The 13,923-nt window shown below is 53.5% G+C and carries 13 protein-coding genes; 4 read left to right on the top strand and 9 right to left on the bottom strand.

Annotated features, from left to right (window positions below):
• Positions 1–220: 220 nt before the first annotated feature.
• The 8 genes from dhaL to BM258_RS02805 all read right to left on the bottom strand — a co-directional run bounded on the left by dhaL (position 221) and on the right by BM258_RS02805 (position 8,997).
• Positions 221–868, bottom strand: coding sequence for a dihydroxyacetone kinase subunit DhaL (gene dhaL / locus BM258_RS02840; protein ID WP_090068612.1), 648 nt, complete (start codon positions 866–868; stop codon positions 221–223).
• 2 nt (positions 869–870) lie between these two features.
• Complete coding sequence (locus BM258_RS02835; RefSeq protein WP_090068610.1) at positions 871–1,869, bottom strand: dihydroxyacetone kinase subunit DhaK; 999 nt, start codon at positions 1,867–1,869, stop codon at positions 871–873.
• Positions 1,870–1,955: 86 nt separating this feature from the next.
• Complete coding sequence (locus BM258_RS02830; protein WP_244544564.1) at positions 1,956–2,609, bottom strand: class II aldolase/adducin family protein; 654 nt, start codon at positions 2,607–2,609, stop codon at positions 1,956–1,958.
• A gap of 165 nt (positions 2,610–2,774) precedes the next feature.
• Positions 2,775–3,725 (bottom strand): carbohydrate kinase family protein, encoded by a 951-nt coding sequence (locus BM258_RS02825; RefSeq protein WP_090068608.1) that lies wholly within the window; start codon positions 3,723–3,725, stop codon positions 2,775–2,777.
• A 175-nt stretch (positions 3,726–3,900) separates the two neighbouring features.
• Complete coding sequence (locus BM258_RS02820) at positions 3,901–4,860, bottom strand: ABC transporter permease (RefSeq protein ID WP_394705198.1); 960 nt, start codon at positions 4,858–4,860, stop codon at positions 3,901–3,903.
• A gap of 68 nt (positions 4,861–4,928) precedes the next feature.
• A complete protein-coding gene (locus BM258_RS02815) occupies positions 4,929–6,518 on the bottom strand; it encodes a sugar ABC transporter ATP-binding protein (protein ID WP_090068604.1) in 1,590 nt (529 codons plus the stop codon).
• A gap of 358 nt (positions 6,519–6,876) precedes the next feature.
• Positions 6,877–7,881, bottom strand: a complete 1,005-nt coding sequence (locus BM258_RS02810; RefSeq protein WP_090068602.1) for an autoinducer 2 ABC transporter substrate-binding protein — start codon at positions 7,879–7,881, stop codon at positions 6,877–6,879.
• A gap of 99 nt (positions 7,882–7,980) precedes the next feature.
• Positions 7,981–8,997, bottom strand: a complete 1,017-nt coding sequence (locus tag BM258_RS02805) for an ABC transporter permease (RefSeq protein WP_090068599.1) — start codon at positions 8,995–8,997, stop codon at positions 7,981–7,983.
• Between the two features lie 461 nt (positions 8,998–9,458).
• Here BM258_RS02805 and BM258_RS02800 point away from each other — a divergent pair, with 461 nt between their 5' ends.
• On the top strand, positions 9,459–10,436 hold the full coding sequence (locus BM258_RS02800) for a sugar-binding transcriptional regulator (RefSeq protein ID WP_210186629.1): 978 nt from the start codon (positions 9,459–9,461) through the stop codon (positions 10,434–10,436).
• Between the two features lie 42 nt (positions 10,437–10,478).
• Here BM258_RS02800 and BM258_RS02795 read toward each other — a convergent pair whose 3' ends face one another.
• A complete protein-coding gene (locus BM258_RS02795) occupies positions 10,479–11,435 on the bottom strand; it encodes a LysR family transcriptional regulator (protein ID WP_244544563.1) in 957 nt (318 codons plus the stop codon).
• A gap of 150 nt (positions 11,436–11,585) precedes the next feature.
• On the opposite strand from BM258_RS02795, the gene BM258_RS02790 reads away from it, so the two are divergent.
• From BM258_RS02790 to BM258_RS02780, 3 genes are all read left to right on the top strand, one after another.
• Positions 11,586–12,371 carry a transporter substrate-binding domain-containing protein gene (locus tag BM258_RS02790; protein ID WP_090068595.1) on the top strand — a complete coding sequence of 262 codons (786 nt, stop codon included), beginning with the start codon at positions 11,586–11,588 and terminating at the stop codon, positions 12,369–12,371.
• A 78-nt stretch (positions 12,372–12,449) separates the two neighbouring features.
• Positions 12,450–13,241, top strand: a complete 792-nt coding sequence (locus tag BM258_RS02785; RefSeq protein WP_090068593.1) for a creatininase family protein — start codon at positions 12,450–12,452, stop codon at positions 13,239–13,241.
• Positions 13,242–13,253: 12 nt separating this feature from the next.
• On the top strand, positions 13,254–13,901 hold the full coding sequence (locus BM258_RS02780) for an amino acid ABC transporter permease (protein WP_090068591.1): 648 nt from the start codon (positions 13,254–13,256) through the stop codon (positions 13,899–13,901).
• Positions 13,902–13,923 lie beyond the last annotated feature (22 nt).

Genomic DNA, 13,923 nt, shown 5'->3' with positions numbered 1-13,923 from the left:
GCTTCCTTCAATCCTATCCAGTAAGAGCCCCACCTCCCCGTATAAGCAACCAGATCCAATTGTCGTTCTCACGGCAATTGGTTTTTTTTGCATCGTCGATTGCAACAATCTGTTCGATCCGAGCATAAAAAATCGGCAGCCCTTAACAAAAGGACTGCCGAGTGAGGTATCTGTCATGGAGAACAGATAGCTTCTTTTTGTGGGGGTTGGGGAATTTCTATCAGCCTTGCATACGCTGCTTGATGCCCTTGGCAAGAGTTTGCAGGATGAGGCAGCAGGAGGTGGCACCAGCATCCAAAACGCCACGAGAGCGTTCACCAAGGCGAGATGCGCGCCCGACCTTGGCCACCATATCGACCGTGGCATCACGCCCCTTTTCGGCGGCAGCTGACATCGTATCAAGGCTTTCGGCAAAATCCTTGCCGGAACGCCACGCTTCATCAAAGGCCTCTGTTGCCGGATAAAGCGCATCAAGAAGGGTCTTGTCACCGACATCCGCAGAGCCGATTTCCTTGACGCCCTCAAAGGCTGCATGCATCATTTTGGCAAAGACCTCGGCATCAAGCCTTTCCTGACCTTCCAGCTCATCAGCCATACTCGAGAAGAGATAGCCGTAAAGTGGCCCCATGGAACCACCCAGATCCTCAATTAGGGTTTCGCTGAGGGTATTGAGGGCATCCGGCAAGGAAGGCAACGGATCGCCCAGCTTTGCGCCGGCCGCCGTGAAGCCCTTGCTCATGTTGATGCCATGGTCGCCATCACCGATGGCGCCGTCAATCTCGGATAGCCAGCCACGGTTGGCGTTGATCGCCTCAATGAGTTCAACGACCAGGCCGCCAGCGTCCTTTATAGCAATGGATGCAGTCATGATTAAATCCTCGTCAGACCAAGAGAACGCGCAGGTGCGGACAACAGACGATCAAGCTCGCTATCCAGCCGCATCATCGTCAGGGTGACGCCCTGCATTTCAAGTGAAGTGAAATAGTTGCCAATGAAGAGATGGCGCGTGTTCATGCCACGAGCTTGCAACACCTCAGCCAGACGATCATAGAGAATATAAAGCTCCATGATTGGGGTCGCGCCAAGTCCGGAAACCAGCAAGGCAACGTCATCATCTTTTTCAAACGGCAGATCCGGCAGGATGTGGTCAAGCATCAGATCGGCAATTTCATTGGCCGGTTTGATTGGCATAACGGCAACACCCGGTTCACCATGGTGCCCGATGCCGACTTCCATATGCCCGTCTTCGATGGAGAAATTGGGCTTGCCAACAGCAGGAATGGTGCAGGGTGAAAGGCCGATGCCGATGCTGCGGGTTGCGTCTATCGCCTTCTGGGCAGAAGCAATCACTTCATCCAGATCAGCGCCTTCATCTGCGCGGGCACCGCCCACCTTCCACATGAGGATTTCGCCAGCCACACCACGCCGCTTCTTGATTTCATCCTTGGGAGCGGATGGAACATCGTCATTGGCCACGACCGTCTTGACGGTCAGGTCATGTTTTGCGGCCTGTTTGACGGCAAGTTTCACATTCATGTTGTCGCCCGCATAGTTGCCATAGAGGCAAGCAACACCGCGCCCGCCATCAGCAGCAACGAAGGCGTCGTGGAAGGCTTTGGCAGAAGGCGAGGAAAAGATTTCACCCACGGCAACGGCATCCACCATGCCATCACCGACATATCCCAGAAAGGCGGGCTCATGGCCAGACCCGCCACCCGTCACGATGCCAACCTTGTCCTTTTGCGGGGCAAGCGGACGCCGCAACACGCGCGCATTCTCTGTGGCCGCGAGAATATCCGGGTGGGCTTTCAAATAGCCGCGGACAGCATCTTCCACGACGAAATCGGGATTGTTAAAGATCCGGTTCATTTGCTTTCTCCATCGTACTTTTCATGGGAGAGTTTGACATCGCAGAGGCAGACATATCGCCGACAATGCGCCCCAGCGCCCTGAGGCTACTGCTGGCTTCTGGTCACCCCATAGTGCATCTGTTTCATTTGGTTCATGACGCGCACCATCTCTTCACTAGAGAGAACAGGCGGCTCACCCATCTGGCGCGCGGTGATATACATATGCGCCAGCGTTTCCACCTCGATCGCCAAGGCGAATGCCTGCTTGATTGTTCCACCCAGAGCGATCTGACCATGCTGGCCAAGTAGACAGGCCTTGCGTCCTTCAAGGGCTTCAAGAGCGGAGTCCGAAAGCGCCTGCGTGCCGAACGTTGCGTATGGGGCACAACGGATATCGTTTCCTCCGGCAACAGCGACCATATAGTGGAAGCTTTCGATCCCCATCTGATGGCAGGCAAGAGCTGTGGCATGCGTCGAATGGCAATGCATCACAGCATCGACATCAAGGCGATTGGTAAGGATATCGTGATGAAACCGCCACTCGGACGACGGCTTGCGTTTGCCTTCAAAATTGCCGTCCGCATCCATCGCAACGATGTCCTCGGCCTCCATCTCGTCATAAGGCAATGAGGTTGGCGTAATCAGGATCTTGTCACCGCTCCGGGCTGAAATGTTTCCTGATGTTCCCTGATTGAGACCAATGTCATTCATTCGTCGACATGCCGCAACCATCTCTTGCCGCAGCTCTAATTCTTCCATCGTCCTTCCTCCAGTTTGGACGGAGCGGCTGGTCTTCTAGAAAATCAGCACAGATCTCCTGTTTCCGGCGCCAAGGGCATTCCCCTGCCCTTGTTAGCGCCAGATTGAACGGTTTGTTTCGTTCTGAATTGTAGGTGGTCCTACCCGCTTACTTCAGGTCAGCTTTCAGCTGGCCATTGGCAAGGTGGGGGCCGAATTCATGAGTTTTTCGGTTTCTTCAAAGCTGACGATACCCGCGTCCGAGCCAAGGCCAGTGGAGACCAATGCGCCACAAGCGGAAGCAAATCGTGCTGCCTTTTCGATATCCCAATCGTGGTTCAACCCTGCAATCAACCCTGCCGTAAAGGCGTCGCCGCAGCCGGTCGTATCCTTGACGTCAATATCAAAAGCAGGCAGCCGGAACATGGCGTCCTGTGTCGCCACGATGCAGCCGTCTCCGCCCATGGTCAGGCAGCAATTGGTTGCGCCGGCATCCAGGAAGAATTTGGCCGCATCTTCAGGAACGCTCAGGCCACACATGGCTTCGGCATCTTCGATGCTGGGAACGAAATAGTCGACAAATGGCAGCGATGGTTTGAGAACATCCAGCGTCTCTGCTGTAGCGGACAAAAGGTCAAACGTCGTCTGACATCCGGCTTCCTTAGCCGCTTTCAGCAATGCGGTGGTCGGGGCTCCATCCAGCTTGGCCAGCAGTGGCATTCCGCCGACATGCACGAATTTGGCATCCAGAATGGCCGGATAGTCCTTTTCGCCAAGGGTCAGCTCATCAGATGCACCACGGCGATGCAACGCCGGACGGTCACCGTTGGGGCGGACATTAAGAATAGTGGATGATGTGGGCACACCGGTTAGCTTGCGCATTTCGGCGATATCGACGCCGAAGCCGGTCAGCGTGTGCAGAATGAAATCGCCCTTCTCATCGTCACCGATGGCACCAACCGCACGGGTATTGAGCCCGAGTTTGGCACAATCGATTGCCGATCCCCCTGCCGTACCAGCGACGGTCAAGCGGATCTCGTCGATGAAGCGTAGCTGTCCTCCCGGCGGGATTTCTTCTACGGGTCGGCCAAGGATATCCAGAATATACAGTCCAACCACACTTACATCAAAAGCCATGATTTTCCTCCTTGCAGTAGACTTTGCAATTATAGCCTCGGCGCGCATTATTCAGCCTCCCGCACCATGGCCATATCTTTGATTTCAGGGTCTCCGGCCAGCTTCTCCCTTAAAGGAGCACGCGCTGACCGGTATAACATTCAATGCCGGTTTGGCTTTTCAACCATACGCCTCATCAGCGGTTTGACGAGTTGGCGAAAAGAGCCCCGGCCAGGATGATGAAACATCCGATAACAAACGTTTGCCAGGTGCTCGGGATGCCAGCCAGAATGAGGACATTGTCGACCAGCGTGATCAACACGACCCCGAGCATGGCGCCGATGACCGTGCCGCCACCGCCGGTTATCCGCGCTCCGCCCAGAACGACGGCTGCAATCACATTCAGCTCATTGCCAGAGAGATCAAACGGGTTTGCCAGACGGTTACTCGCCACATGGATCACACCTGCGATACCGGCCAGCAGCCCAGCATAGGCAAAGACGAAAACCTGTACTTTGCGATGATCATAGCCAAGCCTCTCGGCGATTCCTGCGCTGCCGCCGACAGCAAAGATGGCGCGGCCCATCAGCGTACGGTTTAAAATCCACCATGTGACCAGAGCAGCAACAACCAGCACCAGAACATAGGCTGGCAGAATGGCGATCGAGCCACTTTGCGTGCCGACCCGCATCAGTTCGGCTTTGCCGAAATTCTCCATTGAGAGAGGAATGTTGACGAACAGTTCCGTGCCGATGAAGGTCAGAAGGAAGCCATGGATGACATATTGCGTGCCGATGGTCACGATGAGAGCCGGAGCCTTGAGGTAGTGCACCAGCAGGCCGTTGCCGACACCAATGATCATGCCCCCTAGAGCTGCCATCAGAATGATGACCGGCATCGGCAGCCATGGCATATAGGCGGCAACGGCTGTGGTGATCCAATACATCATCAGACCGGCAATGGCAGCAAAGGACATATCGATGCCACCAGCGGCCAGAATGACCAGAAAGCCAAGTCCGAACAATCCTGTTACCACAGATGCACGGGCAATATCGAAGATGTTGGAAATCTGCCAGAATTCCGGAGATATCGTGCCGATCACGACACAGACGACCACGATCAAGAGCAGAGTGAATATCGGCGGATAGCGGATCATCCAGCTCGCAATACGGGAGATCTGGCTATCGCTTTTCTCACCGTTGATGCTGTCTATTGTAAAATCACTCATGACCGTTTCCCCGTTGGATTTTCCGCTACCATTGCCTGGTAAAGGGTATTTTCTTCCAGATTTTCCGCTTCGAATGTTTCAACCACCCTGCCCCGACGCATGACGAGGATGCGGTCACAGTTCTGAAGCAATTCGGGCAAGTCATCGCTCACGATGATCACGCCCATGCCCTGACTGGCGAGCTTTTGAATGATGCGGAAAATTGTGTCCTTTGACCCGACATCAACGCCCACGGTCGGTCCGTGCAAGACGAAGACCTTCGGCACGATGGTAAGCCCGCGCCCGATCAGAACGCGCTGCTGGTTGCCACCCGAGAGGGATTGAACCGGATCATTGAGATTGGCGATCACGATCTGCAGGTCCTTGACCAGTCGCTCGGCCATCTTCTTGCTACGTAGCTTGCTGACCATACCCATCTTGTCACGCAAATCATCCAGGATCTGGGCAATGATGTTGGATTGAATGGGTTTGGTCAGGAACAGCCCTTCCGAAAGGCGATCCTCCGGCACATAGCCGATCTGTTCCTTAATGGCATCCACCGGTCGGCGCAGATGAATGGTCTTGCCATCCAGCACGACCGAGCCCCCGTCAGCCGGTTCAACGCCAGCCAGGGCACGTGCCAGCTCATTGCGCCCCGAGTCCAGCAACCCCGTAACACCGATGATCTCGCCATGAGCCAGAGAGAAGGACACATCCGCAAAGGCGTTGCGCCGCTTCAGCCCATCGACAACAAGCAGATCCTTCTCACCGATCTCCGTTGAACGATAGCGCACGACATCAATCTTGCGCCCGGTCATCCAGTAGCTCAAATCGCTCTTCTGATGCCCGGCAACGTCGCCTTCCTGTACCTTTTCACCATCACGCATGATAATGAAATGGCCACCAATGGACATCACCTCATCGAGCTTGTGGGTCACGAACAGCACAGCGACACCACGACTGCGCAACTGGTCCACGATTTCAATCAGATTGTCGACTTCGCGCTTGGTCAGCGCGGCGGTCGGTTCATCCATGATCACGAGTTTGGCGTCCGAAGCGATGGCGCGCGCAATCGCGATCAACTGCCGGGTCGCAATGGGAAGCCTGGAGACTTCCGTAGAACAGAAACGTGCGTCTGTCGGCAAATTCACGGATTTCAGCGCCCGCGTTGCTGTTTCTTTCAACTTGCCAAGATCAAGACCTCGCGACAGCTTGCCATCGGCGCCCACCAGCTGTTCCGAAAGAGCAATATTCTCGGTGACGGTGAGGTTTGGCAGAAGCGACAGATCCTGATACACGGTCTCGATGCCGTTTCTCAGAGCGCCAAGAGGATCCAACCCCGAAACCTTTTCTCCACTGATCAGGATTTCCCCTTCATCAGCAGGCTGCGCACCGGAAATGATTTTGATGAGCGTACTCTTGCCGCAGCCATTTTCACCCATGAGGTGATATATTTGCCCCGGATGGATGCAAAGATCGATACCGCGCAGGGCATGGACGCCGCCAAAGCGCTTATGAATCCCACGAACTTCCAGAAATGGCGTTTCATCCTGAGATGCTTCCGCATCAACCTGAGAAAACTTGGGAATGGTGCCTATGCTATTCATGCTATATCCCGCAAACCCTCGGTTCCTCGCGATCAGCTCCGGTTTTACGAAAAAGGGGCCAAATCTGAACGGAGAGACGACCGTTCGACACAGACCAAGAGGGTTTTGTGTCTATGAGTAAACCTTAGCGCCGTGTCCTCATGGCGTGGCGCCAATTTTGATGCAGCCCCTCTGCCCTGCTTCCCTTTGTGCTCTCCAATGCGCTCAAAGTGAGAAGTAGGTTCTTGTGATTGGCTGCATCCTTTGGCCTGAAGAGCGTCACCCGTTGCCGGAAGACGCTCTCCCGGGGAGATTTTCGCGAAAGGAACCGTTGCTGGCTGCTGCGCGAAAAAACTCCATCAACCTTCAAGACTCTGTCTTAGAATTGATATTCGTCGACATTGTCCTTGTTGATGTCGAGCCAAGCCTGACCAACAAGAAGAACCCCTTTACCCGGGCCTTTTTTCAGTTTCATGTTGGTGTAGCCAGGTACACCCAGATCCATGCCGTCTTTGAGTTCTTCACCATTGAGAACCAGATGCGCGATCTTGTTCATGATGAAGCCGGCGTCTTTCGGATCCCAAAGGCTGATGCCGGTGACAGCACCACTCTTGAGGTAGCGGCTCGTATCGGTAGGCATGCCGATACCATAGACACAAACCTTACCGGTCAGCCCGGCTTCCTCGATGGCGCGACCGATGCCGATCACGTCAACAGCAGAACCACCCTGGAAGCCTTTGATGTCAGGATACTTTTTCAGAAGTTCCTTGGCTTTGTTATAAGCGGTGTTTGCATCGTTGAACGACTCATTCTTTGCGGAGACGAGTTTCATATTCGGATATTTTTCTTTGGCGTTTGCCGCAGAAGCATCAGCCCACTGTACGTGGGTCAGGCTGCCGAGCGAGCCAACGAAAGATGTCCAGGTGCCTTCTTCGCCCATGCATTTGGCGATCTGGTCGTTGAAGTGCGCACCAAAGGCATCATTATCGAACGCTTCCATGTCGACCTGGGTGTTTTTCAGGTTGGAGGCTTCGTGTGTAATGACGGTGATGCCGCGATCCATGGCGCGTTTCAGAGCACCTTCCATCATGGGCGGATCAAATGGTACGACCGCGATGGCGTCTACGCCTTTTGCGATCAGGTCTTCGACGAGACGGACCTGCTGGGCAGCATCGCCTTTACCCGGGCCGATTTCCTTGGTGGTTACGCCTTCGGTAACTTTACCATATTCTGTTACGCCCACATCCATACGACGGAACCAGGTTTCGCCGAGCAGCTTGACAACGGTAACGATTTCCTTGTCGTCCTGTGCAACAGCCTGACCTCCCGAGAACATCGTTCCCACCATCAGGGCGCACATTGCGAGTTTGTTCAGTTTAGACATTGCGGTAGTTCCTTTCTCTCCCTAAAACCTTAAAGAACTCCCTCTGGCTCAAATGCCCGGCATCGAGGGTGCCTGCCGGACAGACCGGTCCTTCCCCTTTCAAGATTTGGTGAGGCGCCAGACCCTGAGGTCAAACTTGGACACAGCCAAGAAGACCAGCAGAAGAACGCCCCAGGCGAAGTCCCGGAAAAAGTTCGAGATGTTCAGAAAATTGAACATGCTCGATAGAATCTGCAGCGCAGCTGCTGACAGAATCACGCATGAGATGCGGCCATATCCCCCTTCAGGCTTTACGCCTGCCATCACAACGATCAGGATGGCGATGAGGACATAAGAGGTACCATAGTCCCATTTGACGCTCGAAATGCGCGCAGCAATGATGAAACCAGCAACCGAGGCCAACATTCCGGAAATGGTGTAGGCCGTCAGAAACAGTCTCTTTTCATTAAAACCGGCGAAGCGAGCGGCTTTCGGATTACTTCCAAGGAGGAAGAGCCGCGTTCCGAATGGCGTGAAACGCAGAACAGCACCGATAATGATGGCAATGACCAAGAACAGGGCAAAGCACATCGGAACTCCCATGATGGGCGAATGGCCGAAAGCATCAAGTGGCTCGATATAGCCCAGACGTACACCAGACCCGTTGGTCAGAACGACACTCACCCCTGTAAAGGCAAGCGAAGTGCCGAGCGTTGCGATAATCGGCGTCAGATTGGCACGAGACACCAACAGACCATTGACGATGCCACCTACAAAGCCAACACACAGACAGACAAATCCGAAGACGAAGACATATGTCATCGGACTATCGTCAGGTGATATGAATTGAGGGACCAGCAAGGCTGCGGTGATGCCTGAAAGGTTGGCCAACGCGATGCCAGACAAATCAATGCCACCGTTGCCCGAAATCATCGCCAGGGTCACGCCAATTGCGAGAAGCCCGAGCTCGGGGATCTGGATAGCCATCGATTGAAGGTTATAGGCGTTGACAAAGTCAATTCCAGAAATGGAGACCGCGGCGGTTAAAACCAGCAGATTGACAACAACAAGAAAATTGAACTGGCGGTCGGACGTGACGGATTGCCACAGAGACCTGTTCGACACACTATTGGACATGTATTCCTCCCTTATTGTGACGCAAACCCAACAACCAGGTTCGCGGCCCAATGAATTTTGTTCGCTCGGACCTCACCCCGATTGAACCTGCCAATGCCCTTTGCAAGATCCCTTCCCCCACACATTCGACAAGCCAAACATCTCCCGTTAACTGACGAGCCCATCGACTCCCAGTTGGACTTTGACTTGACCGAACTCGGGTAAAACACCTATTACAGCAGCAAAAGCAGTTGTGACGTTTGGATACCGTTATCCTCTCGTCATATGGACGGTAACCTTTGTCAGATATTTTTGTCAAGTGTCAAAATAGGAATAGTAACCGCACAAATCCCTTGATTTATTTGGGATTGCAACCACAATGACTTTTGCTATAATAATTTGACAATTGAAAAATATAAGTTCGGGAAGGCCTAAGGGATATGAAATCGCCGACAAAAACACAGTCTGGGAAAACGGCTTCGGTGGGGAAACCACCGGCGGCGAATGGCGTTGCAACACCGGCGACCTATCAGAACGACCCTAGATTGTGGGCGGCATGGCTTTATTACCATGACGAATTAACTCAGAACCAGATCGCGTCGCTATTAGGCGTGTCGCGCGCAACTGTTGTCAATTACCTACAAGAAGCACGTGCTAACCACTATATCAAGATCTCGGTACGTAGTGATCTACTCACTAGCATCAATCTGGCACAGACCCTCAAGGATAAATTCGGCCTGAAAGAATGCATGGTCATACCCGATGATGGCGGCCTGCTTTCCCCGACACAACGCATCGGCAAAGCCGGAGCAAGTTTTGTTGAAGGGGCACTGGCGCCTGATGATGTGGTTGGGGTTGCCTGGGGCCGCACCGTGCAGGCACTCGCCAACAATCTGACCGACCAGTCCATGTCGAATCTCTACGTGGTTCAGGTCGTTGGTAGCCAGCGCGGCACATCGGACGGCTTCAGTTCAGAGGAGTGTGTATCCCTCATTTCTCTCAAGCTGCACGCAAAGACTGCCAATCTCCATGCACCGGCCGCTCTGAGCAACAAGGAATTGCGCGATGCCTTGCTGAAGGAAACCATCATACAGGAACAGTTCGCACGCATTCGCTCCTGCAACAAGATCCTGTTTGGCGTCTGTTCGGTCAAGGACAACAGCCTTGTCTTTGCCAGTGGATTGACCAACGCCGAGGAAAGCAAATATTACATTGCAAACGGTGCTGTCGGAGTGATTTCCGGGCGCTTCTTTGACGCGAATGGCAACTGGATTCAAGGACCACTGGATGACCGTCTGATGGGCATCACGCTTGATGAGGTCAGGCAGGTTCCCACACGAATTGCCGTTGCTGGCGGCACCGACAAGACCGCCTCCATGCTCGGCGCGTTGCGAGGGGATTTCATCAATGTGCTTGTTACCGACGAACAAACGGCCCTGAGCATTCTCGACAAAGCCTGACAGTCTGGCCATTACAACGTTTCCGTCCACGAGCGTGCGATGCTATTTAAAGGTTCTTTCACTGAGCGGAAGGCTGAATATCCTCTCAGTGCAAAGACGCAGGAATTCTGCCTCCGCATCAGACGCGCGCCGTTTGGGATTGGAAACCAGAAAGACATCCACAAGCGGCAGATTTTCATAGGGGGGCAATTGGTACAACAGCCCCCGCTCCACATCCCTTCTGGCAACATGGACCGGCAAAGCACCAATTCCGATATTGGCGACGATCATGCGGCGCACCTCGACAAGGTTGGATGAGACCCCATGCCAGCGAGTCGCGGCCTGAACCCGCGCCCGCAGATTCGCCACAGGCTCCAGAGCCCCCCCTTCCACTTCTGTTTGGAAGGATACGCTGGGCTCGCCGATCAATTCCGCAACATCTATGTCTTTCTGTCTGAAGAGCCGGTGGTTCGGACCACAATAAAGAGCGAAATACTCGCGATAGAGAATCTCCGCATCCAGCGTCTCGGCGCTGTTGTTGACGAGGCAGACGCCGAAGCTGGCGCGATTCTGCCCCACCCGACTGACGATCTCTTCACTATCAGCCACAGAGATAGAAAAGGTCACCTTGTCGTGCAGACGGGCATATTGTGCCAACACTTCGTCGAATTGGGGACAAACCACATGGCTTGCAACAACCAACGTAATGTGTCCTCTGAGCTCATCCTCACCACGATCCAATAGAGAGGGAAGCTGGGACACACTGCCGAAGATCGTAGAGCATTCATAATATAGAATATCTCCGGCCCTCGTTACCCTGAACTGGTTGGGTTTGCGCACAATCAGCTTGTGGCCCGTTATTTCTTCAAGCCTTTTAAGCGCAGCACTGACCGTAGGTTGTTTCAACCCCAAGAAATCTGCAGCTTTGGTGATGCTTTTTTGCTCAACCACAACCATGAAGGTTCGGAGCAGGTTCCAATCAAGATTCCAGGGAAACCGCTGTTCATAGGGCCTCATCATAGATCCAATCTATACTCATCATTGGAATTATTTATTTGCTTGATGATACATCCCATGCAACCTTCAAGACAAGGTGGCAAAAATTTAGTCACTGCTAAAAATTAGGCAAAACGCCAGGGAACAGTTTTCGCTTCAAACAGGAGAATCTTAATGATCAACCGTCGCAGCTTGTTGAAGTTTGTCGCAGCCACCGGCACGCTCGTGCTGGCAAGCCTTAGCATTTCCGCTCCGGTTCTCGCCGACGAACTCGACACCATCAAGGAAAAAGGCGTAATTCGCATTGCCATGAGTGGCGCCTATCCTCCATTCAACTTTGTCAATGACGCCAACGAAGTGGTCGGCTTCGACCCGGCCATCGGCACCGAAATCGCCAAGCGCATGGGCCTTGAAGTTGAAATCATCACCACCGCATGGGACGGCATCATCGGCGGCCTCTTGGCCAACAAGTATGACGCGATCGTCGGCTCCATGACAATCACCGAAGAACGCGACAAAGTTGTTGACTTTGTTGGTCCTTACTATGCCACCAAGCGCGCCATCTTCACCAAGGAAGGCTCTGAAATCACAAGCGTATCTCAGCTTGATGATGCCACTCTGGGCGTTACTCTGGGTGAGACCCACGAACAGTGGGCCCGTGAAGCCGGCTACAAGATCCGCACCTATAAAGGCCTGCCGGAATTGCTCATGGAACTGGACAATGGCCGTGTTGATGCGATCGTCAACGACCGTATCGCAGCCATGCTCGCCATCAAGGAAAACGGCTACAAAATGGTTGAACTGCCAGACCTTGATACCGAGGCCTTTGGTGCTGGTATTGCCATCCGCGAAGGCAACCCGGATCTGAAAGCAGCCATGCAGAAGGCACTGGATGACTTGATGGCTGACGGCACCTACCTCGAAATTGCCAACAAATGGGTTGGCGGCGACATTCGCTAATTTCAAAACCAAATATTTTTCAATATAATATGGTCCGCAGGTTTTCTGCGGGCCAATTTTTCCCGAAAGACTTTTCTCATGCAGACTGACTATGGCAAGCTCAGCTGGGAAGAGGTGCGCGATATCGACAAAGACCGCGTCGTGATTCTCAACGTTTCAGCAACAGAAGATCACGGGCCCCACATGCCTCTTGATACCGATACGGTTCTGGGCATGGCGGTTGCAGAAGGTGTAGCCAAAGCCATACCTGATCAGGTTCTTGTCATGCCGCCCATTTCCTATGGCTTCAATGAGCATCACAAGGATTTTCCGGGTGTTATCTGGATACAGCCCGAAACACTGATTGCATTCGTGACCGATGTAACCAAATCCCTCGCGCATCATGGTTTCCGGCGCATACTGCTGCTCAATTCTCATGGGTCCAATCACCCGGTTCTGGATTTGGCAGCGCGAAAGACCGTCATTGAAACCGGCATTCTTTGTGTTTCGGCCTCTTACTGGAACCTGTGCTCGGACAAGATCAATGCGGTTCGCGCGTCCGATATCGGCGGCATCGCCCATGCAGGCGAATTTGAAGCGGCGATCTACAAATATCTGCATCCGGATCTGGTGCATCTGGAAAAGGCCCAGAACCAGAATCTGCATGATGGCAAGAGCAAATTCTTCAACCTCGATTTGGCGCGTGGAGGTGGCAAGGCGATGTTGATGCGCTGGTGGTCTTCGGTGTCCCCTGATGGCACCATGGGCGATCCTGCGCTCGCAACAGCCGAAAATGGCGAAGCTTTCCTGAAAGCTGCGATTGAAGAAACAGCCGATCTGGTGCGTGAAATCCGGGAGCTACCGCTTCTGGAGCGCAAGGATCATCATTGAGGACTGCACTATATGGATATTGATCTTATCCTCCGGGTCTATCCCCACTTTCTCAAGGCGGCCGTACTGACCATCGAACTGTCGGTTCTCACGGCTATTCTTGGCCTTATCTGTGGTTCACTGGGCGCAGCGGCGCGACTGTCGCGCCTTAAGGCAATCCGTTTCATCGGAGCAGCCTATGTTAGTCTGTTTCGTGGCACCCCTGCCCTCATCCAGTTATTTTTGCTCTATTTCGGTGGTCCGCAGATCGGCATTCAGTTGGATGCCTTTCAAGCCGGCGTTATCGGGCTCGGTCTCAATATCGGGGCCTATATGACAGAAACCATTCGTGGCGCCATCATTTCGGTTCACAAGGGCCAGACAGAAGCGGCCAGAACGTTGGGCATGAGTCGTTGGCAGGCCACGCGCTATGTGATCTTGCCGCAAGCCTTTCGCCTGATGGTGCGCCCGCTGGGCGTTAACATCAATGCGCTCATCAAGGGCACGGCCCTAGTTGCGGCAATCTCGGTTGTCGAGCTTACCTATACCGCTCAGCGCTATATCGGCTCAACCTACAAGCCATTTGAAATGTTCATTCTGGCTGGTGTTCTTTACATGATCATCATCTATGCAACCGGACGCGGCATCAGCTGGCTCGACAAGAAGGTGCGGATTCAATGATTTTTCAAGATTTGATTGGAGG

The sequence above is a fragment of the Cohaesibacter marisflavi genome (assembly GCF_900115225.1).
In the GTDB taxonomy this organism is placed as follows: Bacteria; Pseudomonadota; Alphaproteobacteria; order Rhizobiales; family Cohaesibacteraceae; genus Cohaesibacter; species Cohaesibacter marisflavi.
Note: the sequence above shows the minus strand (reverse complement) of the source record. Positions and strands in the feature narration are given on the sequence as shown.